Annotated in this window: 15 protein-coding genes, 1 pseudogene and 1 riboswitch; of the genes and pseudogenes, 5 read left to right on the plus strand and 11 right to left on the minus strand. The window is 56.8% G+C overall.

Annotated features, from left to right (window positions below):
- Positions 1 to 193 precede the first annotated feature (193 nt).
- Positions 194 to 3,679 (plus strand): TonB-dependent receptor, encoded by a 3,486-nt coding sequence (locus GSQ86_RS19435; protein WP_254062500.1) that lies wholly within the window; start codon positions 194 to 196, stop codon positions 3,677 to 3,679.
- Between the two features lie 202 nt (positions 3,680 to 3,881).
- Here GSQ86_RS19435 and GSQ86_RS19440 read toward each other — a convergent pair whose 3' ends face one another.
- Entirely contained in the window at positions 3,882 to 5,429 is a 1,548-nt protein-coding gene (locus GSQ86_RS19440; protein ID WP_254062501.1) for a hypothetical protein, read from the minus strand.
- 224 nt (positions 5,430 to 5,653) lie between these two features.
- A riboswitch (cobalamin riboswitch) is annotated at positions 5,654 to 5,867 on the plus strand.
- Between the two features lie 94 nt (positions 5,868 to 5,961).
- Here GSQ86_RS19440 and metE point away from each other — a divergent pair.
- Positions 5,962 to 8,251, plus strand: a pseudogene (metE, locus tag GSQ86_RS19445) (5-methyltetrahydropteroyltriglutamate--homocysteine S-methyltransferase).
- An 83-nt stretch (positions 8,252 to 8,334) separates the two neighbouring features.
- On the opposite strand, the gene GSQ86_RS19450 reads toward metE, so the two are convergent.
- A complete protein-coding gene (locus GSQ86_RS19450) occupies positions 8,335 to 8,568 on the minus strand; it encodes an anti-sigma factor (RefSeq protein ID WP_158751851.1) in 234 nt (77 codons plus the stop codon).
- Complete coding sequence (locus tag GSQ86_RS19455; protein WP_158751852.1) at positions 8,565 to 9,191, minus strand: sigma-70 family RNA polymerase sigma factor; 627 nt, start codon at positions 9,189 to 9,191, stop codon at positions 8,565 to 8,567. Before GSQ86_RS19455 ends, GSQ86_RS19450 begins: the two co-directional genes overlap by 4 nt.
- A 278-nt stretch (positions 9,192 to 9,469) precedes the next feature.
- Here GSQ86_RS19455 and GSQ86_RS19460 point away from each other — a divergent pair, with 278 nt between their 5' ends.
- Complete coding sequence (locus GSQ86_RS19460; RefSeq protein WP_158751853.1) at positions 9,470 to 11,842, plus strand: transglycosylase SLT domain-containing protein; 2,373 nt, start codon at positions 9,470 to 9,472, stop codon at positions 11,840 to 11,842.
- A gap of 98 nt (positions 11,843 to 11,940) precedes the next feature.
- Here GSQ86_RS19460 and GSQ86_RS19465 read toward each other — a convergent pair whose 3' ends face one another.
- From GSQ86_RS19465 to GSQ86_RS19475, 3 genes are read right to left on the minus strand one after another with little or no spacing between them, the layout of a single operon-like run.
- On the minus strand, positions 11,941 to 14,586 hold the full coding sequence (locus tag GSQ86_RS19465; protein ID WP_216841217.1) for an ABC transporter permease: 2,646 nt from the start codon (positions 14,584 to 14,586) through the stop codon (positions 11,941 to 11,943).
- A 34-nt stretch (positions 14,587 to 14,620) separates the two neighbouring features.
- Positions 14,621 to 17,311 (minus strand): ABC transporter permease, encoded by a 2,691-nt coding sequence (locus GSQ86_RS19470; RefSeq protein WP_158751854.1) that lies wholly within the window; start codon positions 17,309 to 17,311, stop codon positions 14,621 to 14,623.
- Positions 17,308 to 17,661, minus strand: coding sequence for a PadR family transcriptional regulator (locus GSQ86_RS19475; protein WP_158751855.1), 354 nt, complete (start codon positions 17,659 to 17,661; stop codon positions 17,308 to 17,310). Before GSQ86_RS19475 ends, GSQ86_RS19470 begins: the two co-directional genes overlap by 4 nt.
- Before the next feature lie 205 nt (positions 17,662 to 17,866).
- Here GSQ86_RS19475 and GSQ86_RS19480 point away from each other — a divergent pair, with 205 nt between their 5' ends.
- Positions 17,867 to 18,235, plus strand: a complete 369-nt coding sequence (locus GSQ86_RS19480) for a YciI family protein (protein WP_158751856.1) — start codon at positions 17,867 to 17,869, stop codon at positions 18,233 to 18,235.
- Positions 18,236 to 18,380: 145 nt separating this feature from the next.
- Here GSQ86_RS19480 and GSQ86_RS19485 read toward each other — a convergent pair whose 3' ends face one another.
- From GSQ86_RS19485 to GSQ86_RS19505, 5 genes are all read right to left on the minus strand, one after another.
- Entirely contained in the window at positions 18,381 to 18,764 is a 384-nt protein-coding gene (locus GSQ86_RS19485; RefSeq protein ID WP_158751857.1) for a nuclear transport factor 2 family protein, read from the minus strand.
- A 26-nt stretch (positions 18,765 to 18,790) separates the two neighbouring features.
- Positions 18,791 to 19,666, minus strand: a complete 876-nt coding sequence (locus GSQ86_RS19490) for an aldo/keto reductase (RefSeq protein ID WP_254062502.1) — start codon at positions 19,664 to 19,666, stop codon at positions 18,791 to 18,793.
- Between the two features lie 355 nt (positions 19,667 to 20,021).
- Positions 20,022 to 20,699, minus strand: a complete 678-nt coding sequence (locus GSQ86_RS19495; protein WP_158751858.1) for an NAD-dependent epimerase/dehydratase family protein — start codon at positions 20,697 to 20,699, stop codon at positions 20,022 to 20,024.
- A 130-nt stretch (positions 20,700 to 20,829) separates the two neighbouring features.
- The gene (locus GSQ86_RS19500) at positions 20,830 to 22,020 is read right to left on the minus strand and encodes a hypothetical protein (RefSeq protein ID WP_158751859.1); all 1,191 of its coding nucleotides are present in this window, start codon (positions 22,018 to 22,020) and stop codon (positions 20,830 to 20,832) included.
- Between the two features lie 319 nt (positions 22,021 to 22,339).
- Positions 22,340 to 24,853: an ABC transporter permease gene (locus tag GSQ86_RS19505; protein ID WP_158751860.1), complete on the minus strand. Its 2,514-nt coding sequence runs from the start codon at positions 24,851 to 24,853 to the stop codon at positions 22,340 to 22,342.
- Positions 24,854 to 25,592: 739 nt separating this feature from the next.
- Here GSQ86_RS19505 and GSQ86_RS19510 point away from each other — a divergent pair.
- Entirely contained in the window at positions 25,593 to 26,705 is a 1,113-nt protein-coding gene (locus tag GSQ86_RS19510; protein WP_158751861.1) for a DegT/DnrJ/EryC1/StrS aminotransferase family protein, read from the plus strand.
- The last annotated feature ends 97 nt before the right edge of the window (positions 26,706 to 26,802 follow it).

Here is a 26,802-nt window from a genome sequence, read left to right on the forward strand (position 1 = left end):
AGACACCAACACTAGGTCAACACTAAATTTTCACGCCGCAGGCTCGCTCTCTTTCGGCCGCAGTGAACGGTCGATCTTCAAGCCTTCAGCATTTCATAACGAAGATGTAGTCATTTAGGAGACCACCAACTTTATGAAAGATTTTTCGCTCCGACGAAACCAACGCATCTCCCTACTTGCCTTGATAATTTGTTTGTTTGGCGGCGCAATCGTTCGTGCGCAATCCACCCAGGGAACGATCCTCGGCGCTGTGAAGGATGTGGCGGGCGCCGTCGTTCCCGACGCGAGCATCACCCTTACCAGCGTCGAAGAAGGATCAATCCGCACGGCACATCCTAACGATTCCGGTGAATACATCTTTTCCGACGTGAAGGCCGGTCATTACACGGTAGAAGTGACGCGCGACGGATTTCAAAAGTGGGTAGCGACCGGACTGACGCTGAACGTTCGCCAACAGCTTCGCGTCGATGCAACGCTGGTAGTAGGCAGCGTGCAGCAGGAAGTCCAGGTTTCGGGCGATACCATCACCGCCATTGATACGGAAACGCCGTCTATCAACGCGGTTTACAGCGCAGCCGACGTCGCCAACCTGCCAGTAAATACACGCGCCAGCGCCAGTGGTACAAGCGCGTTGAACATCGTGGGCACGCTGCCTGGGGTACAGGCCGATCACGGCAATTTCTCCTTGCAGGGTGGCTTGCCGTTCCAGACGGAGGTTTCCGTTGACGGTATCACCGTCCAAAGCGCGACTGGTAATTCGCCGATCGCAGACGCATTCCCATCCAGCGAATCTATTTCGGAACTGCGCGCCGACGGCGCCATGGACAATGCCGAGTTCGGTCAACCCGGTGAAATCACCATTACCACCAAGGGTGGCACCAACAAAATTCATGGCTCGGCGTTCTGGTATCACCAGAACGCGGCCTTTGATGCCATTCCGTACACGTACCCCATCACCACTTCGAAGCCAAAGCTTATTGGTAATACGTATGGAGGCAGCTTCGGCGGTCCGGTTGTAATTCCGCACTTGTATAACGGGCACAATAAGACCTTCATCTACGGGGCTTATGAAGGATGGCGGCATCCTTCACAGTCAACAGAGCAGTATAAGGTGCCGAGTACGCTGATGAAGCAGGGAGACTTCTCAAAGTATGTTTCCGACGGCTTCACCGGCTTGACGAATCCGTTCACCGGCGGAAGCTATGGTACGAAGTTGCCGTCGATCAATGGATCTGCCCAAAAGCTGCTTTCGTTTTATCCCGATCCCAACGTCGGCGATCCGACAGACTATTCCGATGACGATGTGGCCAACTACATCGTCAACAAAGATACGAGCGGCCATTCAGATCAGTTTGATATTCGAGGCGACCAATACTTCGGTGCAAATCAGAAATTCCTGTTGTGGGGACGTTTCACGTGGAAGAACTTTCCGACAAGCAGCGTCGAACCACTTTCCGTCCCTTCGGCTCTATATACCGACCAATCCCGCGTCCTCAAGGTGAGTGCTAACTGGACTATCACCCCGCATCTGATCGATGAGGGCGGTTTTGGTTTTACCCTCTACGGTTCAGGAGAAACCAACAGCTTCGATGGCAAGTCTTTCACTACCGGACTGGGCTTGAACGGACTGCAGAACCTCTTTTATAACGGTATTCCAGAACTTGATTTCAATAACATCAGCCACCTCAATGCTGATCGTCTGACTTCCATTACCAAGTCGCGCACCTATGTCTATACCGATGCGCTGACATGGTCGAAAGGGAATCACGAATTCAAGTTCGGTCTGGATATTCGTACCCTCGAAGCGATCACGCCACTTGGCTTCAATGGGTCGGACAACTACGGCACCTTCCAATACAACACTCAAAACAGCGCAGGCCTCTTCACCGGCGTCGACTTCGCCGACTTCCTCTCCGGCCTGCCTTACCAGACCTTCTATGACGTAGTGCAGCAGGACAACGACGGCACTTCAGTCCACTACCACTTCTTCGCCCAGGATCAGTGGAAGGTGAATTCAAACCTGACGCTGAGCTACGGCATTCGTTATGAACTGCATCCCGGCTATAGCGACAAAGGCGGCGACATCGGCAACTTCGATCCGGACGTAACCCTCTCCGGCCGCTCCATCTATCCGGATGGCAAGTCCGCGTTGCTCGCGCAAAGCTTTCTTGCAAGTGCGAACGCCTGCGATCCTGACGGCGTCAACAACACGAATGATGCAGTAATCAACGGTGCACCCTGTATGCCGGTGCAAGGCAATAGCGCGGCAGGTTTTCCCGCAGGCTTGAAAAAGTATCCGCACCTGCGCTTCATGCCTCGTTTCGGCTTCGCATGGCGTCCCTTCGATGATGACAAGACTGCCGTCCGCGGCGGCTTCGGCATGTACAACATCACGCTGCTCGGAACCAACTTCTACTCGCTTACCGGAACCCTGCAGGCACAGACCACGCAATACACCAACACATTCGATACCGCCACGCACACCGTTGGCTATCAATGGCCGGACATCTACGCTGGTGCTGGCAACGGCGGCTGCACCACCTGCTATGGACAGGATTACTTTGGAACCGCAAACAGCACCCACTGGAAAGATCCCTACACTGAGCAGTGGTCATTGAGCGTCGATCACGATTTCGGCAGCGGATATGCTGCGCGAGTCTCCTACATCGGTTCTGAGACGCATCAGCTCGTCTGGGCGCCCGATGAAAACTCCCTGCCCTTCTCAAACACGACCTCCGCTAACTTCCAGCCGCTCAGCGCGCGTATCTTCCCCAACTGGGGCCGCATCAACACCCGCGCTACCGGCGCTAACGAGAGCTATCACTCTGCCCAGGCAGAATTCGATCATCGCTTCCAGAGAGGCCTTCAGCTGAATTCTTCGTGGACATACGCCAAGGCGCTTGCAGACAATCAGGGTCCGGCTAATACTGGCTTCGCAGGTGAAAACGGCGGCGCACGCGCTACTTCCATCCTCGACCGCCAGGCCGATTTCGGAAATGTTTACGGCACCCGGCGCAATCGTTGGAACACGACGGCTGTCTACGATCTTCCCTTCGGACGCGGACGCGAGTTCGGTTCGAATATGTCCCGCATCGCCGATGCGGCTGTAGGAGGCTGGCGTCTTTCGACCATCTTCCTCTGGCAGACGGGACCGTTTGAGTCGCCATACTTCCCGGATGGTCAGGGTGATCCCTCCGGTACCGGTTCAGGACTCGACGGCACAGCATCCGGCTTTGACGGCAGTCACCGCAATCAATATCCCGATACCGTGGTTGGCACGAGTTCCAAGCCCGCGCATCAAAACCGCTTGCTGTGGGTCAATCCTTCCGGCTTCACCTGCCCCGGCTATCCAAACTGGCAACCGGGAACAGCCTGCACCACCGGCAGCGGTGCAGGGCCATCGCCAAATCCGATTGGCCGCTTCGGCAACGCGCAGGTTGGCTCAGTCGTGGGACCCGGCACTGTGAATCTTTCCGCTGGCCTCAGCAAGACCTTCTCGATTACCGAGCGGCTCAAGTTGAGAGCGGAAGGCACTTTTACCAACGTGCTCAACCACACCAACCTCAGCGATCCGAATATGAACATCAGTTCGCCGAGCTTCGGTTTGATCTCAAGCGCTCTGACCTCAGACTTCGGCGGCGCGCGCTCTGGACAGGTTTCGATGCGTCTGGATTTCTAAACTCTCCTTCAACCAAAAAGCGCGGGCCGTAAAGGCCCGCGTTTCTTTCTTCGAGCAAGTTCTTAGGTGTATCAGGAACGAAAGTCGTCACTCTGAGCCGCAGGCGAAGAAGCCCACCCATCCGGTTTTAAGATTCTTCCTCCCTTTCGGTCGTCAGAATGATGGCTGTTGATAGCCATCGGGAAATGCTCACGAGTTCAAATCAATACCGCCAGCTGGTCACATCCGCTCCCTGCGGAGCCGTCTTCTCAATCCGATCGAGAATCTTCGGCAGGTACATCGTGTTGTAGTGCAGCCGCGACATGTAGTTCGGCTGCGTAGGATCGCCATTCCAGCAGTGCTCCGCCTTCTCGCCGTACTTCACCTCGCCGTCATACGGAGGGTTCTTCGTCGACTTCAAAAAGTCCTCGGTGTAATACACAGCATTGTTCAGGAAATAGGTATCGGCGCTACCCACATAGATGTGAATCTTGCCCTGTAGCTTTGGTCCAAGCGTGGGCCAGTTCTTTTCCATAATCGCCCGCAGATCGTAATGCTCCTTCCAGTATTCGGCGGTCTTATGGTCGATCACGCCTGTTTCCTTGTCGAAGATCGGCTGTGGGTAGCCGTCCGCGCCAACCGGGCCGAAGACAGCCTGCCAGATGTCATACTGCTCGCCGGATCGACCGTGATCGCCCAGCGCCAGCTCATAGGCGTTATTGTCCCGTTGCTGTGCCAGCGTTTGCCCTAGATAGTTGCGCATCGAAGGCTGCGGCACCTGCTTGTGCGCTCCCTGTAGAAAAAATGCATTCGTGTCGTCATACAAATTGATCGTCGTATACGCGCGAAAATCAATCGGGTCCGGGCACGCTGCGAACGTCCCGTTGTAATGATCGGGATAGAAGACCTGTACCGCCAGCGCCTCCCATCCACCAGTCGAACCGCCATACATAAACCGCGCCCACCCCTGTCCAATGCCGCGAAACTGCTTCTCAATCGCAGGAATCAGCTCCGTCTCAATGGCCGCGCCGTATGGCCCCACATTGGCGGAATCCACTGCGTACGAGTCGTCATAAAAAGGGTTCGCATGATTGATCTTCACGATCAGCACTCGCGGGAACTTCGGGCTGATCCATTGTTGATAAAACTTGTAAGCCTCCTGCTGTTGAATACGGTTGTAGCCAGCAAGATGAAAGCGCTCGCTATAATCCGGCTTCAAATTCGGATCAGGCGGCTCAGTGCGAAAGTCGTCAAAGCCATCGGAAAAATGATCGTGAAAGATAATCAGCGGGAAGTGTGCTTCCGTATGCTGATCGAAGCCCTCCGGTACGAGTACGATCGCGGACAAATACATCGGTCGCCCCCAGAACTTTGTCAACAACTCGCTCTTGATCTTCAGGTGCCGGATATACTTCGTATCTTTCGCATCCGGAATCGGAGGAATCTCCTGGTCGAGTGTGATTGCAGCCGTAGCACCCGGCTCCACATGAATTTTCTGTGGCTTGCTGTAAAGATTGCCCGGCGAAACATTCCAGTGCTGACCCTCGCCCTGGTCCATGTGCAGCTTCACCGGGGTGCCGTCGCTCCGGTGAAATGTCTCATATCGGTTCAGCACGGCCTGCACATAATAGTCGCCCGTCGGAACATCCTTCAGGCTGCGAATCGGATAGCCGAACGCGGAGTCGTCTACCACCGTCGCCGCGCCGGGCTTCCACCCATCCACGGTCAAGCCGAAGACCATCTGAGTCCGCGCCGTGTCGTCAATCTGCATCCGCGGTTCTGCTGAAGGATCGTTTGAAAGCACAAGAAGGAGCCGACCGTCGAGCGGTTGCGCGCTGCGCCCGGCGGGAAAGCTGACAGAAAATTTCGGAGACTGCGCCATGGCTCCAAGTGAAACCGATAAAGCCGCAAGTGAGAGTGCTGTTCGTATCCGTAGCATGGCCAGAAGTCTATCGAAGCAAGCCTGCCAGTCAAAAGGAATTCTTCGCGGCGGTGTAGACTCGAAGACGTACAGGTGCAAAGCTGTGAGCTCTTGAGCGAGCAATTTTGTTAAACGGGAAGCCGGTGCAATTCCGGCACTGTCCCGCAGCGGTGATGGGAGCGAAACGCGCACGACCGCAAGGTCACGCACTGTTCTTCAAGGGAATGGGAAGCGGCGCGAAGTAGATCGCCCAGAGTCCGAATACCGGCCTGTGCAAGCGCCATCGCGTGCGTACACCATCAGCCGGCCTCGGGGAATGGGCCAGTCTGATACATGTCCCTGCGCACAGATGGTTCCATTTTGCTTTTGAAAGGGAACCACTATGACTCCATCATCTGTAACGCTCATAAGCGCAAATCTAGGCTATCCGCGCATCGGCGCACACCGCGAACTCAAGTTCGCGCTTGAATCCTACTGGCAGGGCAAAAGTGATGAAGCTTCTGCTTGCCACTGCAAGCGAACTCAAGAATAAGCACTGGCTCACGCAGGCGAGCGCCAGCATCGACATCATTCCATCGAACGACTTCTCTCTTTACGACCAGGTTTTCGACATGCTGGTTACGCTCGGGGCAACGCCGACCCGCTTCGGCAAAGAAGAATTGACGCTTCGCCGATACTTCGAGATGGCGCGCAACAGCCAGCAACAGCCGCCGCTCGAAATGACGAAGTGGTTCAACACCAACTATCACTACCTCGTGCCTGAGTGGTCCAGCGATCTCGAATTTCACACCAACCCCGCCAAACTACTCGATGAACTAGCCGCCAGCGCAAAGCTCAATATCCACACGCGACCCGTACTCATCGGGCCCATCACAATGCTGCTTCTCGGCAAGTCCGTCGATGGTGTCGACCCGCTTTCACTCCTGCCAAAGCTGCTCAACAGTTATGTGGAAGTGCTGCGCGCTTTGCACGAGGCGGGTGCGGAATGGGTGCAGATCGACGAGCCGTGCCTCGTCACCGATCTCGCACCGGCCTATCGCGACGCCTATCGCAGCGCGTATGAAAAGCTCGCGGAGGTTCCACTGAAGCTCATGCTGATGACCTACTTCGGCGATCTTGGCGATCATCTCGATCTTGCATGTTCACTTCCCGTCGCAGGCGTTCACATCGACCTCGCTCGCGCTCCAGGGCAATTAGAACCTGCACTGAAAGCAATCAAGCCCGAACAGCTCTTAAGCCTCGGTGTCGTCGACGGCCGCAATATTTGGGTCGCCGATCTCGATAAATCTCACGCGCTTATCCACCAAGCTGCGCAGCAACTCGGAGCCGAGCGTGTCATCGTCGCGCCCTCCTGTTCGTTGCTGCACGTGCCGGCTGACAGCTCAGAAGAAAACGGGTTGCCCGGTAATCTGAAGCATTGGCTGAGCTTTGCGCAGCAGAAGCTCGAAGAAATCAAAATCCTCGCAGCAGGCCCGCAAACATTCCCGGAAGCCTTCGCCGAGCGCCGCAAAATCCTCACCGAACGCGCGGCATCCGCCGACGCCCGCATTGCATCGGTGCGCGAAGCGGTCACAGCACTCAAGCCGGAAGATTTCACGCGACCATCTGTCTACGCGCAGCGCGCCGTCAAACAGCGCAAAGCCCTCAACCTTCCACTCTTTCCCACCACTACCATTGGCTCATTTCCTCAAACTCAGGAGATACGCAAAGCCCGTGCCAAATGGCGCAAGGATGAGATAACAAACGCCGAATACGAAACCTATCTCGAACAGGAGATGGCTGCCTGCATCCGCAAGCAGGAAGAGATTGGCCTCGACGTTCTGGTGCACGGCGAGTTCGAGCGCAATGACATGGTCGAGTATTTCGGCGAACAGCTTGCAGGCTTCGCCTTCACAAAAAATGGTTGGGTGCAGAGCTACGGATCACGCTGCGTCAAGCCGCCAATTATCTACGGTGACGTTCTGCGCTCTGAGCCCATGACTGTAAGCTGGAGTACCCGCGCGCAGGCTCTCACCAGTAGGCCGATGAAAGGCATGCTCACCGGCCCGGTCACGATTCTGCAATGGTCCTTCGTTCGCGACGATCTCTCCTGCCGCGAAGTGACGCAGCAGATCGCGCTTGCTTTGCGCGATGAAATCCATGACCTCGAAGCCGCCGGTATCGGTGTTATCCAGCTCGACGAGCCCGCTCTTCGTGAAGGCCTGCCGTTACGCCGCAGTGACTGGGCCGCCTATCTCGATTGGGCAGCCGCGGCATTCCGCCTGGCCACCTCATCAGTGAGAGACGAAACGCAGATTCACACTCACATGTGCTACAGCGAGTTCAATGACATCTTCGCTGCCCTCGCCGCGCTCGATGCCGACGTGATCTCCATCGAATCCGCACGCTCGCGCATGGAACTGCTCGACGCCTTCCGCGAGTCAGGCTATCCCAACGAAATGGGACCGGGCGTCTACGACATCCACTCGACGCGGGTTCCCGACACAGCCGAGGTCACCGAGTTGCTCCACGCCGCGCTCAAGGCTCTGCGTCCAGAGCAGCTGTGGATCAATCCAGATTGTGGCTTGAAGACGCGCAACTGGCCAGAGACGCTGATTGCGCTGAAGAATATGTGTGAAGCGGCAAAACAACTGCGTGTGGAGTTCGCCGAAGTAACACAGTCGTCATTCTAAGGAGCAAGGCGGCGAAGAATCTCAACGAATCAAAATCGTTGAAATTCTTCGCCGCGCTTAAACTGTCGCGCCTAAATGAATGGCTAGCACTTTTTGCACTTGGCAAGAATCGCCTTCTGCAGGCGTTCACGAAGTGCATTCGGCAGCTCATACAACTCATGGCTGCGGTAGATTTCGATTGTTTTGCGCGTGGTGTTCATCGTGATGACACAATGCTCGCAGCCGCGCAGATGCTCTTCAAGGTCCGCCCTTAGTGTTATCGATACCCGTTCTTCGAGCAGATCATCCAGTTGCGCAATAAACTCCGTGCACGTCACTTCGCACCATCCCTTTTGTTTTTGCGGAAGTACCGGCTCAGCCGTTCCCGCAACTGCAGCCGCGCCCTCAGCAAACGCGACTTAACCGCCGGGACACTCAGTCCCAAAGTTTCAGCGGTCTCTTCTGTCGAGAGACCTTCTACGTCCCGCAATACAAACACGGTACGGAAGCCCGGGGGCAGCCCTTGAATCGTCTTCCGCAAAATGTCGGCCAGTTCCGATTGACCATATTGCATCTCCGGATCCGGACCCCAGTCCGCCAGATCGCGCGGCATGGAGCCTTCATCCGTCTCGACATCTTCGTCGATCGAAACCATACGACCGGTGCGCCGTTTACGCAAGCGCATCAGCGACTCGTTCACCGCAATCCGCACCAGCCAGGTATAAAACTTCGAGTTACCCTGGAACTGATCCAGCTTCTCGTACGCCTTTAAAAAGGCGTCCTGCACCACGTCTTCCGCGTCTTCGCGGTTTTGCGTGATGTGCTGCGCAATTCGAAAAACCTGGCGGTCATATTGCTTCACCAGCTTTTCGAACGCCTGCACATCCCCTTCGCGTGCTCGGTTTACGAGCAGAACGTCCGGGTGAACTTCTTCCGTTCCTTGTGTTTGGATGTCTGGCATGACAGATGGCTTCAGGAAATCGACCTTTCGTGACCGGAACAGCGATCGCGCCGCAGCGTGGGCTACAGCCTGTTCCAGCCTACATAGTAAATGATTTGCGCTCGGCAGGAGCGAAGTTACTGATTCTGCATTTGTTGTCTCATCAGACTGAAATCTTTGGCGTCTACGCATCGCCGATCAGTGCATAAATAGGAACGCCTCTGCGCTCAATCGTGCCGCAAACGCAGCCATGCTCCGCGTTTTCGGCTTACAGTGAAAGCAGGGGAGCAGTGTACGCAGTGAGTCGAGTTTTTTCTGGCGGAAATAAGGTTGCAGCTTTGGTTATCGCTGGCGCGGTGTCAGCCTCGTGCTGGTCACAGGGAACGTCATCGTCTTCCACTACACATAAAAAGCATACGTCCACTACATCATCCACACATACTGCGAAGAAGACCACGACGCACAGCGTTGAGCATAAAACATCCACGGCGACGCACCACAAATCGACACACACCAAGCGGCGCCCGCTCTCAGCCAAAGCCAAGGCAAAGAGCCAGAAGCTGCATCAGGCCTTCGTAGCTTCATCGCAGCTTCGCCCAATGGCGCAGCAACTGGCCACCATGCGTACGCCGGCCGCTTATGCCGGAGTATCGGCCTACGCCCGTTCTCATAGTGGCGAAGCATCCGCTGCGGCATACATGGCCCTCGGTCACGCCTATCTGCTCGACCTCAAATTTCCTGATGCCGTGACCGCCTTCCATCAGGCAAACGTGCAGGGGCAGGCGCTTGACGACTACGCCGACTACCTCGAAGCTCAGGCCGATCTGCAGAGCAACAATCTCGCGCAGGCTGAAACCATCCTCAGCTCCTTCGTACAAAAGCATCCTGACAGCATCTTCGTTCACAGCGTTCCTGTGTTGCAGGCCAATCTCTTCCTGCAGGAAGGCGATCCGCAGGCTGCGCTTCACATCCTCGACGCGCATAAAGATGAGAACATCGCCAACCATGCCGACTATCAGCTCGCGCTCGCCAAAAGCTATCAGATGGCTGGCCGTCTGCCTGAAGCGACGCAACTCTTCCGCCGCACGTTTCTTGGTTTCCCTTTGAGTTATGAGGCGACGCAGGCTAAGGCGCAGCTGGCCGCATTAGGAGCAACCTCGTCGCTCACGATCGAAGAGCGCAGCCATCACGCCGAAGCTCTCTATAAGGCAGGGCGCTTCAACGAAGCAGACGATGAATACCGCGCCTTGGCAAATGATCCATCCGTCACCGACGGTCTGAAAAATTCGCTGCTTGTCGCCGCCGCCAACTGCGACTGGAAGCTCAAGCACCTCAGCAAAGACGCACTCGACCGAATCCCCGACAGCGATGACGAAACCGGCGCGCGTCGAATGTATCTCTACATGGAGCTTGCCCGCGACAAGGACGACGGCGAAACCCAGCGCAGCATTGTCGAGCAAATGGAGACGCGCTTCCCAAGCAGCCCCTGGCTCAATGAAGCTCTCTACTCCAGCGGCAACATGTATCTGCTGCGTAAGGATTTCCCCACCGCCATTGGCTACTATGGCGAGCTTGCCAAGCGATTCCCCAAGTCCTCCTATGCGCCCAGCGCTCACTGGCGTGCCGCGTGGCTTAACTATCGCACCGGGCAATACTCTGAGGCTGCCCGCCTCATGGATGAGCAGATCGCCGTCTACCACGGCGGCAAGGAAATTCCCTCAGCGCTCTACTGGCGCGGACGTCTCTATCAAAATCAGGAACGCCGCCCGGAGATGGCCGCGGTCTACTACCACACCGTCGCCCGCATCTATCGCCACTACTACTACGCATCCATCGCGCAGCAGCGGCTTGCTGAACTCGGCAGCGTGACTCCGGCCAACGTCGCCTCGCTCGAAGCCATGCATCCCGAGCCCATCCCCACGCTTACCGACGACATTCCCGAAGACGATCCGCATGTCGTTCGCGCACACCTTCTCGCCAACGCCGGATTGAACGAATACATCGCGCCTGAAATTCAGGCGGCCGACGGCAGTGACGAATGGGGCGCTCTCGCCGAAGCGAAGATCTATGCCTCTTATGGCGAGAACTGGCGCGCCATGCGCTGCATGAAGCGCGCGCTTCCGTTCTACACCTCGGCGCCGATTGACTCGCTGCCGATGGAATACTGGCGCATCCTTTTCCCGCAGGCCTATTGGTCCACCATTAAGTCTGAATCGGAAAAGAACGGGCTTGATCCTTACATGGTCGCGTCGCTTATTCGCCAGGAAACGGAGTTCAATCCCGCCGCCATCTCGAACAAGAGTGCCTATGGCCTCATGCAGCTATTGCCCTCGGTTGGCAAAAGCATGGCTAAAGAAGAAGGTATCCACCACTTCGAAGCCAACGATCTGCTTAATCCCGATACGAACATCCGCCTCGGCACGCGTTACCTGCGCCAGACGCTCGAGAAATTCAACAGCCAGCCCGAGTACACCTTTGCAGCTTACAATGCGGGCGACAATCGCGTTACCGACTGGCAATCCATCGGTCACTACAGTGGCATGGATGAGTTCGTAGAATCTATCCCTTTCACCGAAACACGCGAATACGTGCAGGCCATCATCCGCAATGAAGAAATCTATCGCGAGCTCGACCACGCCTCGACACAGCAAAGCGCCTCAGCTACTAAATAAAGTGATGTCAGTCTAAGCGATAACCCGGGTGCCCCATCCTTTGCGAAGCAAAGGGCGGGGTCCAATCTCTCCATCGAGCCAATCACGCCCCAACCCAGTTAATTCGTTCGCAGCGCAATCATTGGATCGATCCGCGAAGCCCGACGCGCCGGAATATATCCGGCCAGCAGGGCCACCGTACCCAGCAGCAACACCATCCCCGCAAACGTCAACGGATCGGTAGGCTCTGTCCCAAAGAGTAGGGAAGCGATCAATCTTCCGACTCCAAACGCCGCAACAGCTCCAACAGCAATACCCGCCAGCGCCAGCCACAACGTCCTGCGAATCACATCCAGTTGCACGCGCGACCGTGAAGCGCCCAACGCCATGCGAATCCCGATCTCCTGCGTCTGCCGTGTTACCGAATACGAGATCACGCCGTAAATTCCCAGAGAAGCCAGCAATAACCCAAGCCCGGCAAAGATCCCTACCAGCATGACAAAAAACCGTCGCGGCGAGGTGGAATGATCCACCAGTGTCTGGATAGGAATGAACTCCGTCGCGGGCTGTCCCGGATTGATCTCGCGCAACGCATGCATCACGCTCGAAGCCAATGTAGCTGGAGGCAGCTTCGTCCTCACCACCAGCTCCGCACCCACAGGCCCGTATGAAAGGGGCAGATACATCTGCCAGCCGGCAGCGGTTTCTGCGCTGCTCTCATGCACATCGCTAACCACGCCGATAACGCGGGCATCCGTCCCGTTTACCTCTGCAATGCGGCCCACGGCATCCTGACCGGGCCAGAGTTTTTTGGCGACCGTCTCGTTGATAATGACTGCTTTTTCACTGTTGAAGCCATCGTTCCAGTCGAAGTCGCGGCCCTTCACCAGCCGCATACCAATCGCGTTGAGATATCCTGGCGAAACGATATAGACAAACGTGTCTTCCAGTTCTCCCTTGGCATACTCTCCATGCCCTTTGGCCGAGATCCCCCAGCTTCGATTGCGGCTCATGGGCAGCATGTCAGAGATCCCCGCAGCTTCAATCCCAGGAAGACTCTGCACGCGCCCCTGAATTTCTTTCCAGCTTGCCCTGGCTTTTTCAGCTGTATCCGGATTGCCGTAGTCCACGCTGATCGCCGCACTCCGGCTCGGCTCGAAGCCAAGATCGACATCCAGCACGCGCATGAAGCTGCGCAGCAGCAGCCCCGCGCCTACCAGCAGTACGCAGGCCAGCGCTACTTCTGAAATCACCAGCACTGCGCGCATCCGCTCATGCTTCCGGCCTGCGCTCGCCCCATGTCCGCTGTCCTTGAGCGCGTCCTGCAGATCGCTGCGTGACATCCTCAGCGCCGGAGCCAGCCCAAACAGCACCGCCGCGACTACTGCAATCAGCACCGTCCAAGCCAGAGCGCTTCCATCCAGCCGGACACTGCTCAGGAGCGGCAGTGCAATCGATCCCTGATGCGCCAGATAGCTCGTGACACCGAATGCAATGCCCAACCCCAGCAATGATCCCGCAGCGGAAAGCACCAGGCTCTCCGTCAATAGCTGACGAACCAGCCTGCCGCGCCCCGCACCCAGCGCGCTGCGCATGGCAAACTCTTTGCTGCGGGCCGCAGCCCGCGCCAGCAGCAGGTTTGAAAGATTCACGCACACAATCAGCAGAATCAGGCCCACCGCGCACCACAGCACAATCAGCGACCGCCGCAGCTTGCCGCTCACATAATCCTTCAGAACTAAAAGATTGGCAGTGTAGCCCGGCTTCTGATTTGGACGCTGCACGTTGCTATCAAGCTCGGGAAAAAGCATGTCCGCCTCGGCCTGCGCCAACCCCACGCCTACCCCCGGCTTCAGTCGCCCGATCAGCGCCAGTGTATTTCCCCATTCACGAATAGTGGTCATGATGACCGGCGTAAAAAGATCCGCCTTCTTCCCCGGAGCAAACACCGAGCCGAAATCAAAGTTCTCCGGCAGCACACCGATAATCGTCGTCAGCGTCCCATCAAGATTGACTGCCTGCCCAACAACGGCAGGGTTTCCGGCAAACTGATGCTTCCAATACGCATAGCTCAGCAGCCCTACCGGACGAGCATTCTTCAAGCACTCTTCCGGCAAAAAGAGCCGTCCCAGCATCGGTTCAACGCCTAGCGTCTGAAAGAAATTCCCCATCACTATCATGCCGCTGAGCGGAACCGGCTGGCCGCTACCAATGAGCTTCACATTGTCATCGGCATTAAAGGCGAAGTAGCCGCTCACCGATTGAAAAGCATGGTTGCGCTGCTGAAACTCCTCTACCGCATCCGCCGAGTACGTCATGCTCGACTCGCCGCCGCGCGTATCCCTCGTCAATATCCGAATCAGCCGCTCAGGATCGTGAAACGGAAGCGGCCGCAGCAGAATCGTATTCACCACGCTGAAGACGGCGACATTCGCGCCGATCCCCAACCCCAGAATCAGCACTGCAATCAGCGCGAAGCCGCGATCGTGCCCCAGTGTGCGAAACGAAAAGCGCAGATCCTGCATCAGCACATCGAGCCACGGCAACCCGCGTTCTTCGCGCTGCTGCTCGCGTGCCTGCTGCACCCCGCCAAAGCGAACCAGTGCCGCTCTCCGCGCCTCTTCCACCGTCATCCCGCGCCGCACGTTTTCTTCAATCGCCAGATCAAGGTGCGAAGCCATCTCCGCATCCAGATCCCGATCTAAAGGTGCCTTCGCGAAAAAAGAGCGCATACGCTGCAGCATCTGCAGAAACACATGGGTCATAAACTTTACCTTTCAAAGAACCTGGTAGTCAGCCTCAATTCGCACGCAGCGCAATCATCGGATCGATCCGCGAAGCCCGTCGCGCCGGAATATACCCAGCCAGCAGTGCAACCACGGCCAGCAGCACCACCGTCGCCGCAAACGTAATCGGATCCGTCGGCTCCGTCCCATACAGCAGCGACGCAATGCCGCGAGCCACCGCGAACGAAGCCACCGCACCCGCACCAATCCCAATCAATGCCAGCAGCAGCGTCTTGCGAATCACCCCAAGCTGTACCCGCGACCGCGAGGCACCCAGCGCCATGCGAATCCCAATCTCCTGCGTCTGCCGCGTGACGGAATATGAGATCACGCCATAAATCCCCAGCGAAGCCAGCAATAGTCCAAGCCCCGCAAAGATGCCCACCAGCAGCACAAAGAAGCGCCGGGGCGACGTCGCATGATCCACCAGCCCCTGAATCGGCTTGAACTCGGTAGCAGGTTGTCCCGGATTGATGTCGCGTAGCGTATGCATCACGCTCGAAGCCAGTGCCGATGGCGGCAGCTTCGTCCGCACCACCAGGTTCGCCCCTTCCGGCCCAAAGTTCTTGTTCGCTGGCAGATACATCTGCGCGCCTGCATTGTCCTCCGCGCTGCTTTCGCGCACATCGGCAATCACGCCGATCACGCGCACTTCTGCGCCACCCGCAACAGCTATACGTCCAATCGGGTCCTGCCCCGGCCAGAGCTTCTTCGCAATGGTTTCGTTAATAACGACCACGTTCTGGTTATTTGCCAGATCTTCCCAACTGATGTCGCGCCCCTTCATCATGCGCATGCCCATCGCGTTCACATATCCGGGCGAAACAACGTAGACGAAAATACCTATGAAATCATTGTCCTTAGGCTTCTCGGTGCCTTTTGCCGCAATGCCCCAGCTTCGATTCCGGCTCATGGGCAGATTGTCCGAGATGCCTGCCGCCTCGACTCCAGGAATCATCGAAACCTGGCGCACCACTTCCTGCCATATCGCGGCTCTCTTCTCCGCATTGCCGCCATCGTTATAGTCCACGCTGATCGCCGCAGCCCGACTTGGCTGGAATCCAAGGTCCACATCCAGCACGCGCAGAAAGCTCCGCAACAACAGTCCCGCGCCTACTACCAGCACGCACGCCAGCGCTACTTCTGAAATCACCAGCACCGAACGCATCCGCTCATGCTTTCTGCCTTCGCTCGTCCCGTGTCCAGTATCTTTGAGCGCCTCCTGCAAGTCGCCGCGCGAAACCCTCAGCGCCGGAACCAGCCCGAAGAGCACCGCCGCTGCTACCGCAATCATCACTGTCCACGCCAGCGCCGTGCTGTCCACGCGCACACTGCTCAGCAGCGGCAGCGCAATCGATCCCTGATGCGCCAGGTAAGCCGTTACCGAGTAAGCAATCCCCAGCCCGAGCATTGCGCCAAGGCTCGCCAGCACAAGGCTCTCCGTTAGCAGTTGCCGAACCAGCCGTCCGCGTTCCGCGCCCAGCGCGCTGCGCATGGCAAATTCCTTGCTGCGAGCCGCCGCCCGCGCCAGCAGCAGGTTCGAAAGGTTGACGCACACAATCAGCAGAATCAGACCCACCGCGCACCACAGCACAATCAGCGACCGGTGCAGCTTTCCGCTCACATACTCCTTCAGAACCGTGAGCTGGCCCGTATAACCCTTTCCGTACTCCGGGTGTTTCAGCTCGAAAAACAGTTGCGGCAGCAACATATCGGCCTCAGCCTGAGCCGCGCCCAGCGTCACGCCCGGCTTCAAACGTCCAATCAGCGCCAGGTCATTTCCGTCATCGCGGAAATCGTCCATGATGTACGGAACGAACAGGTCCACCTTCGCGCCGGGCGAAAACACTGATCCGAAATCGAAGCTTTCCGGCAGCACGCCTATCACCGTTACCGGCGTGTTATTGAAACTGATTGCCTTGCCTACGATGCTGCTGTCTCCGCCAAACTCTTTCTTCCAAAAGGCATGGCTCAACAACGTGACCGGCCGCGCATTCTTCACGATCTCCTCTGGCCTGAACAACCGGCCAAGTACGGGATCCACGCCGAGTGTCTGGAAGAAATTCCCCATCACCAGGATGCCGGTTACGGGTAGCGGCACTGCGCGCGCAGTCAGCTTGAAATTGTCCGGTCCGGTGAAGGCAAAATATCCCGTTACATCCTGAAAGGAACGATTCCGCTTCTGGTACTCCTCAGTAGCATCCGCCGTATACGTCTTGCTCGATTCGCCGCTCTGCGGATTCTTCTCCACAATCCGCACCAGCCGTTCAGGATCACGCAAGGGAAGCGGACGCAGCAGAATCGTATTCACTACGCTGAAGACAGCGACATTCGCGCCAATTCCCAGCCCCAGAATCAGCACTGCAACAATAGCGAAGCTGCGATCGCGCCGCAGCGTCCGGAAGGTAAATCGCAAATCCTGCCCTAATACATCGAGCCACGGCAAACCGCGTTCTTCACGATGCTGCTCACTCAGCTGTTGCATTCCACCAAAGCGCACAAGGGCCTTCCTTCTCGCCTCTTCAGGCGTCATTCCACGTCGCACATTTTCTTCAATCGCCATCTCAAGATGCGAAGTCATCTCGTCAGTCATGTCATGGTCGAGCGAATCCTTGCGGAAAAAAGAACGAAGACGGCTGAGCGCCCGTCGGAGTGAAGCGCTCACGGTATTAGTCGTTGCGGAGGTCCCATTTGAGTCCGTCATTGACCACCGCCTTCGTTCTGCATGGCCAATACCCGGCCCATGACACCAGCCAGCCGCTCCCAGTACGCGGCATCCTGAGCAAGCTGTTTTCGCCCCGTTCTGGTGATCGAATAAAACTTGGCCTTACGATTGTTTTCCGATGTGCCCCATTCGGCATCGATCCATCCGCGCTGCTGCAGTCTTACCAGCGATGCATAAATCGTCCCCTGGTTCAGCAGCACCTCATCTCCGCTGATCTGCTCAATACGCCGCGCAATCCCATAGCCATGCAGCGAGCCCATCGCCGCCAGCGTCTGCAGAACCATCAGGTCCAGCGTTCCCTGCAAAAGATCAAGTTTCGACTCGCCCACCGAAGTCTCCTGTGGCCACACCACATAACCATTGCATACTTATATGTGGTGACGCCACAGGAAAACGTCAAGAAAACGTCAAATTTTCTAAGGCGTGAAAATCAAATTTCTTGGGCGATTTGTCGAATTCCGGTCCGGCCGTTCGTTGATATGGTGAAGGCAGGGTAACCGGCCGCCGAAGACCATTACAGGAGAAGGAGAAATTATGGCGCAGTATTTGATCGCTATTCACCACCCCGACGGCTACGACGGGTCCACAGAGAGCAAAGCGATGGTGCGGGATATCAGCGCGCTCAACGAAGAGATGGATGCTGCTGGTGCCAGGATCTTCGCTGGCGGGCTTACCGCGGCCAGCAGTGCCAAGTCGCTGCGGGCGCAGGCTAATGGTGAGGTGCTCATGACGGACGGGCCGTATCTGGAAACCAAGGAGCATATTGGCGGCTTTTGGATACTGGAAGCCGCTGACCTGGACGAGGCACTGGCATGGGGCCGCAAAGCTGTTGTCGCCTGTCGGGCACCGGTCGAGGTGCGCGCATTTTTTCGGGGTCGGCCTGAAACAACTGAGCGGGAGTAGCATTACTACCGGCGATCACGGCCTGAAAAACAAAATCAGATAGGACTCAAAAGAAACTCAGTCATGAGAAAAATCAATATGCTTGAATTGTCTCCCTTGAGGGGTGTCATACAGCCCGAGGAAGAGAAATGCGAGAACGCTGGTGTTAGGTGATCCGTTGAACCCATTGGCTCCGCCAGGCCGGCGCCTCAAAGGGATCCGCGAAATACTGTGTCTCGTGCACGACCTTATCGTCGCGGAACTCCATAATGCTCACTGTGAATGCTGATCGCCCCTGGTAGGTGATCGTGTATTCCGTGATCCAGAGATCATCTCGTCCGAGAATCCGCTTCACGGTGAAGCCTGACGGCTTGCCCGGATGATGACTCCGCAAGGCCTGTAAATTGCTTCGCCCGAGGATTCGCTCGCCCGACTGGGGATAGTCACAGATGGCATCGTCATCGTAAATGTCGTGTTCCGCGTTTGTATCTCCGGCAGCCGACGCCTGCCAGTGCTTATCCAGGGCTTCACGTATCTGTTCCTCTTGCATGGATTCCTCCCGGTGAGATTTCGGTTTTATTTGCCTTGTGGAATAAAACCCGGGCTGCCGGTCTTCACCACTTCATTGAGTCTCTGCCTGGTCTGAATGCCATTGATTTCGTGAAACGCGTCTTCCGGAAGCGCGGAGATGTTGAAATTCTCCTTCGCGCGAGCCGCGCTCTTCGGGGTGGTAAGCAATGCCGTGCCGCGTTGCGCCGCCCATGCCAGCAGCACTTGTGCTGGCGTCTTTCCAGTGCGTATGGCGATCGCCAGAATAACCGGATCCTCCAACAGGCCCGGCCTCATTCCATGTCCTAAAGGCGCAAAGGCCAAAAATACTATGTCCTTTTTCTTGCAGAATTCCAGAAGCTCCGTTTCCGGAAGATACGGATGCGACTCGACCTGCACCACGGCCGGTTTGATGCGGGCAGCTTCGTAGACTGGTATCAATTCGTTCAGGCTGATATCCGACAATCCGATGGCACGGCATTTGCCGCGATCTACGAGATTCTCCATCGCTCCCCACGTGTCGAGCAAGGTCACGCCGCGGTCGTAAATGACATTGCCGTTTTGATCTCTCGGATCCTGGTCGTCCCCCGCCTGGAACGCAAACGGAGTATGAATGAGGTAGAGATCCAGATGGTTGAGCTTGAGTCTGTCCAGACTCGCATCGAAGGCCGGTTCCACGCGTTCAGGGCGATGATTGGTATTCCACAATTTTGTGGTGATGAAGATGTCCTCTCGCGCAATCCCGCCAGCAAGGCCTTTCTGTAACGCCTCGCCTACTTCACGCTCATTCCGATATCGTTCCGCACAATCGAAGTGCCGAAATCCGGCAGCCAGCGCATCTCTGATAGCACTTACCGTGGTGGCTGCATCAGGAATCAGAGTGCCAAACCCGAGAACAGGCATATAACCGGCGCCGTGGCTGAGCGGTATTTTCGTAGTCCGAAAATCAGAGGATTCGATCATCATGAACAGCTAGACAAGAAGTGCGCCGAGTCTTGAGGTGACCGGCACAATAATTCTGCTTTGCCCAACAGATATTCGCGGGCCATATCCGATCCATTAGGACGCCTGAACAAAAATTAAAGCCCGGCAAGTCAGCATAGTCTATTGGACGAAAGTATGGATGATGAATTTTGGATGACTAGCGATACTCGGGATTGAAAATTTTGGGAATTGCTGCCGGGAATTGGCCGTCATCGCTCGCCGGTTTTTTCTCTTGCCATTCATCTAGCCCGGACCCCCATGAAAACATCCCAAGTCAGCTATTGAGCTGTGCAGCGAGTTTTTTCATGGCGGCATTTTCGAGGATAACTTCGCCGGCCTCTCGACTGTGCAAAGCTATCTCTGCGGCGATGGAGCGACCGAGAATTCGCTGATCGATATTGCCGAACCGCCCAGGCACGAGGCTTCCCAACCAACCGACCCAGGCTGGGGTATGTGCGTTGCCGACAATGATGCCGGGACGAAAGATGGCGAGGCGGGTAAAACCGATGGCGCGCACGGTGTCTTCCTTCATGCCCATGACGCGGACATAGCGAAAGTGGCTGCGGGCTGTGCTTCCTGCCGCAGAAAGCAGGCAAAACTGGGCGATTCCGGCGTCATGGCAGCCACGCGCAAAGGCGCCGACCACGCCGATTTCGAGTTGTTTCAATTCCTCTTCGCTCCAGCGCGCCGATCCAGAACCGACACCCACACAGCTCACGGCGCTGACGGGACCCTGGCTTAAAACTTCGCGGGCAAGGGCGGCGGTGCGCTCGGCAAAGTCAGCAGCGCCGGTATCAAGAACGACGTTGCGTACCCGCGACGGCATCGCAATGGGCTTTCTGGTGACCATCACTACTTCGCGACATTCCGGAATTGCGAGCAGCTCCGCGACCGCTGCACCACCGACTTGCCCGGTACCACCGAGAACAATTGCGGCGAAATTCTGATTCATCAAGAGGACCTCTGCTTAGGGAAGGGTGCCATAGCCCCGTTCATCCCAGGAGGGAAGCATGCCTGGTCTCGGTTTCTAAATTGAGCCAGTGAAGCATGGCTTTTCTCAATTGGCGTACGACTCAAAGTACTTATTGAGGTGATGTTTTCGACCACGAAATCTCATCTCCCCCAAAGAGCAGAATCTGCCCCACATCCTGCTCATTGCGCGCAAACTGTAAGTCTATATATCTGCCTTCGAACCTGCGCCTGATTCGTAACGTTTTCACAATGTCGGACTGCAGAGAATTGAGCGAGTGCGGAAACACATACCAGGCCCTCGATCCAAGCGGAATATAGGTCGTATGGCCATTCACAACAACGTTGAGCATGGCGCTTACCGTCACCACCCCTTGGAAATTCACGCAGTCAACCTGAGATGGGTCGAGATCATCGCAGGTCGCTTTCGGGTCGTTCACCATCATTCGCGTCGCTTCATTCAGGCTTTGAATCTCCCGTCCGCCAAGCAGAATCGCGGGGCTCTTGATGTTGCCCGAGACCACCAGGCTCTGCAGTAAGAGTCGAAGATGAGAGCTTTCCTTGAATCGTGAAGCGAGCGTCGTGTCAGGGAGATTTGCGACCGAGGTGGCAAATTTCTTGTAATCGCCTTCGCTGCGAAGAAACTTCAGCTGGGTGCGTTGGTCAGCATCATGCGCAACCCTGTAGTACGTGGTGATCGTGCCTTGATAATTCTCTCCGCTCTGTAAGTCGCCTCCTTCCTTCGCAAACAAATTGCGCTCAATGCGCAATTCCATGCCCAGCGCCAGATCAACATATCCACCCGGCCCATAGGAGTAGCGATAGAACAGCGATTCGTCCGCAGGCAAAGCCATGTTTGCGACCATACCCTGCTCGACCATCGCCAACTCATTCGGAGAGGCGAAGCATCGTTGTCGCGCAGACAGCTCGCCGAGAAACTTACTCCATTCGCCTTTCATATCGACATAGCCGCCATTCTGCGCCCATGTTTCAGCGAGTGGAGTTTCGGCACTCCAATACGCCGTGCCCTGATACTGCGCCGGATACAGAGAAAACCACTTTCCATGAATCGAGCACTGATTCTCCGGCATTCGATTCCCGTCATAACGGATGGGGAGCTGGATTGTCTGGTGAGCTTGCTGAGACCATGCACTCCCTGGCGGGAGCAAAAAATATTGAGAATCAACTTCCGCGAGCTTATAAAACTCCTGCGAAGCAGGCTGACGGTGAGCTGCACAGCCAAGGCTTCCGGTCAGCACTAGGCTGAGTGCCATCAACTTGAGCCTTCGATCGAGTCGCCGCATCTTCATCTTCTTCAACGTATAAATTCAGAAATATCTCAAAGCGCAGCAAACCCCAAGCATTAGAAAATGATCGGGTGCCCCAGGTTCGCGGAGCTAACCTGGGATCCTCCACAATCCAAGAACTACCCACCCTAGAGGCCGTCCTTCTGACTCTGACCGAAATGGAGTGAAGAATCCAGAAGATATCTCAAAGCGCGGCGAACCCCAAGCATTAGATAACGAGAATCTAGTATTCATCACCCCCAAGAACGAACCAAGTTCGTAACGGCAGAAAGTATCACCCACTGGACAGGTTGCGGACGCCAGCCCTCTTTCGACACTATTCGTCGCGCAGGACACGCATAGGGTCAACTCGCATGGCGCGCCATGTCGGGAGAAAGCACGCTGCTAAGGAGACCGCTCCCAATAGAAGAACGATCGCCGAGTAGGTCCTCGGGTCAAGCCAGGAGACGCCGAAGAGCAGCGGCTTCCACCACGCAGCTGCCGAAAGGCTGCGGGCGGCGAGCAGGGCGATGGCTGTTCCGATGGCGAGGCCGGAGAGAACTAATGCGGCGGTGCGGAAGAGGATGAGTGAGGCTATATGGTGGCGATCGGCTCCAATCGCCATGCGGAGGCCGATTTCGCGGGTGCGTGTCGCGACCATGGCGGCGAGGGTGGCGTAGAGACCGAGTCCTGTTAAGAAAAGCGCGATGGCTGCGAAGGCGGAAATGAGCAGAGTTTCGAAGCGCTGCGTGCCGGAGACGAGGCTTAGGTGCATTTCCATGGTTTCAGGAGTGAGAAGAAAGAGCGTGGGATCGATGCTGGCGAGCGCAGCCTGCGCGGGCTTGCCGTACTGCAGGGGGTTGCCGGCGACGCGGAGGACGATGGCGGGGCGCATGAGCATGGAAGCCTGCGAGTAGGGGAAGACGGCCATCGGCTGCGGCGGTTCCTGAATGGAGTACTGCTGGAAGTCGGCGAGCACGCCGATGATTTCTCGGTCGTTGCGTGTGGTGGGATCGAGGTCGTTGGACTGGTTGCGGAGCTGGATGAGATCGGGGCGGATGTGCCTTCCTATGGGGTTCTGGTTGGGAAAGTATTCTTTAACGAAGGCCTGATTCACGAGGGTGACGAAGGGAGCTTTGGGGTCGTTATCAGCGGCGGTGAAGGTGCGGCCCTGCAGTAGAGGCACGCCGAGGGTCTCGAAGTATCCGGGCTCGGCTTCGCCGATGAAGGCGGTCAGCGGATTGTCGGGCGGGTTGGGACGGCCATCGATTTCAACGGGTGCGCTGGCGTAGGCGCCCTCCATGGGCGTGGGATAGCCACCGGAGGCACTGCGGACGCCGGGAATGGCGGCGAGTTTGGGCAGATATTCTTTGTAGAAGAGAGCTTTCTTTGCATCCGGGTAGCGGGCGTTTGTGAGCGGCAGCATAAAGCGCAGCAGATGGTCGGGCTGAAAGCCTAGTTTGGCATGACGCACGTTGACAAAGCCGCGAATGAGCGGTCCGGAGACCAGCAATAAAGCGAAACCGAGGGCGGTCTGCGCGATGACGAGGGTGTTCTGGAAGCCGTGAGAGCGTCGGCCGGTGGTGCTATGGCTCTGTTCACGAAGGGACTCGATGGGCGAGATCCGCGTGAGCTTCCATGCGGGTACGAGGCTGCTCAGGATGGCGCAGAGGATGGAGATCGCTGCGGTGAAGGCGAGGACACGGCCATCAATGGCGACTTCGCCAATGCGTGGGATGTCATCGGGGACGAACGGCAGGGCGGTATGCAGTAAGACATAGGCGAGGGCGATGCCGATGGCTCCGCCAGCGAGGGCGAGGACGAGGGCTTCGATGAAAAGCTGCCGCCAGATGCGCCATGAAGATGCGCCGAGGGCGGCGCGGAGGGCGATTTCGCCGCGCCGCTTCATGGTGCGGGTGAGCATGAGTCCTGCAACGTTGGTGCAAACGATGAGGAGCACGGCGAGGACAGCGGCCATGAGCAAAAGCAGTGCGGGGCGCATGTCTCCGGTAACATCGGCCAGCTTGGACTGGACGAAGACAGAGGTGAGGTAGCGGTCTTCAGAGTAGGTCTGGGCAAGGCTGGACTGTATCGTGGCGAGGTCGGCATGGGCCTCCTGCAGGGTGATGCCGGGCTTGAGGCGGCCTATGATTTCGGCGAATCCGTTGTCGCGCTCCTTGCCGCGTGGCGCGGAGCCATCGAGGAAATAGGAGAAGCTGGTCCAGAGCTCAGCCTGGTCGTTACCCCGCGGCTCGGTGAAGCCTTTGGGCATCACTCCAACGATGGTGAAAGGCTGGTCGCTGACGAGGATGGTAGTGCCGAGGATGTTCTTATCGGAGGCGAAAAGGCGCTCCCAGAGGCCGTAGCCGAGAATGACGACATGATGACCAGCCTGATCGTCATCGTGGGTGAAGTTGCGGCCGAGGATGGGCTGGACGCCAAGGGTGTCGAAATAATTGGCCGTGACGCGGCAGATGGGGAGAACGTCGCCATCCCTGCCATTGGCGCGGCTGATGAGACGCCCGTCACCGGAGAATGCAGCGAGTTGGGCGAAGGAGTGACTGCGATCGCGCCAGTCAAGGTAGTTGGGATAAGAGGTCCCGCTGCGATCGAGTCCCTGGCCCTGGCGCGATTCTACGGTGTAAACGGCAGTGAGCTGTTCCGGGTGCGGCAGGGGCAGCGGCTTGAGCAGGACACCGTCGATGAGGCTGTAGATCGCGCTCGTGGTGCCAATGCCGAGAGCGAGGGTGAGGATAGCGGTCAATGCGAAGCCTGGCGATTTGCGCAGCTGGCGCAGGGCAAAATAGAAATCGGAACGCAGGGAGGCGACCATGACTAGGAGAAAATTCATACTAGCATCTGCCAGGTGCCCTATCCTGAGCCGCAGGTGGAGGGGATAGCCGCGTGCCCCAGGTTCGCGAAGCTAACACGGGATTCCTCCACAATCCGAGAACTCCCCAACCCTCAGGCCGTCATTCTGAGCGCAGCGAAGAATCCAGAAGATATCTCAAGGCGCAGCGAACACTCAAGCCTCAGAAATTGAGGACTACTTTGTCAAAATGCCGGGTGCACACCGGGTCTCGATTCTGAGACCGGGATTTTCAGCATGGAAAATCCATCATCATAAAACCTACCAAAAATGCGCTCAAAGCGAACCAGCGTGCAGATTTTTGCTCTTAAATACACATACTCATCCAGTGGAATGTGGCCAATATAGACGTCAGCCGATAGAGACTTCGTACGCTGAGAGAAGCGAAGAATCCCCAAGACATATCAAGGCGCAAACCAGTCCTCACGCCTTATTCTTGTCAAGATCCCCGTCTCGATAACCTAACCGCATCCACAGTATTTTCAAAGGTTTAGCAAGAAGCCGAAGGCGCCGAGAATTATGACCAAATTTGCTATCCTGAAAGTAGGTAAACATAAATAGTGCTTTTCTCCACATGTAAACCGGGAAAACTACAGCTAAACCACTGAAACTAAACAATCTCCGTATGGAATGCCCTCTGTAAATCACTGAAAATAAACAATCTCCGTACAAAACAGGGGAGGGTACCCCCGGGGCATCGGAAATACGCGAAAATAGAGTGATGCAGTTCATTGACCTCAAAGCGCAGTACCGCAGGCTGAAGCAGGATATCGATTCCCGCATCCAGAAGGTCCTCGACCACGGCCAGTACATCCTCGGCCCTGAAGTCTCGGAGCTCGAAGCGAAGCTTGCAGCCCGTACCGGCGCGAAGCACTGCATCGGCTGCGCCAGCGGCACTGACGCGCTACTCCTGGCAATGATGGCGCTCCACATCGGCCCCGGCGATGAGGTCATTACCTCGCCCTTTACTTTCTTCGCGACTGGCGAGATGATCGCTCTCCTCGGCGCACTCCCGATCTTCGTCGACATCGACCCCGCAACCTACAACATCGATCCGGCAAAGATCGAAGCCGCCATCACGCCGCGCACGAAAGCGATTATGCCCGTCAGTCTTTACGGACAATGCGCCGATATGGACCCGATCAACGCCATCGCGGCGAAGCACGGCGTGGCCGTCATCGAAGATGCCGCCCAGAGCTTCGGCGGAACCTATAAAGGCCGCCAGTCCGGGAATCTGAGCACCATTGCCTGCACCAGCTTCTTCCCGTCAAAGCCGCTGGGCTGCTATGGAGACGGGGGCGCCATATTCACCAGCGACGACGATCTCGCCCACCGCCTGCGCGAGCTGGCCAATCACGGCCAGGCCGGCCGCTACCATCACGTGAGCGTCGGCATCAACGGACGCCTCGACACCATCCAAGCCGCCATTTTGCTCGCGAAGCTGGCCGTCTTCGACGACGAACTGGCCGCTCGCCAGCAAGCCGCTGCCGCTTATAGTGAACAGCTGAGGGAAGCGGTGCACACGCCTGCAGTCGGGGAAGAATACACCAGCGCCTGGGCGCAGTACACCATCGAAGTAGACGAGCGCGACGCCGTCCAGAAAGCCCTTCAGCAGGCGGGAATTCCTACCGCAGTTCACTATCCGGTCCCGCTGCACCTCCAGCCCGTCTTTGCCGGAATGAACCTGCCTGAAGGCAGCTTCCCTCACTCCGAGCGAGCAGGCAAGCGCGTGCTGAGCCTGCCCATCCATCCTTACCTTGAACCCTCCCAGATCGTAACCATCAGCGAAGCGGTCAAACAAGCGGTGGCAGGAGTGACCGCCGTTACCAAATGAATACAAAAGATCCACCCAAAAAACCACTGAGGGATTGACACCAAACCGCATTGGGGTAAAAATCTCATCAAACATTTCGACAACGAAATGTTTTGAG

The sequence above is a fragment of the Acidobacterium sp. S8 genome, from assembly GCF_009765985.1.
GTDB lineage: Bacteria > Acidobacteriota > Terriglobia > Terriglobales > Acidobacteriaceae > Alloacidobacterium.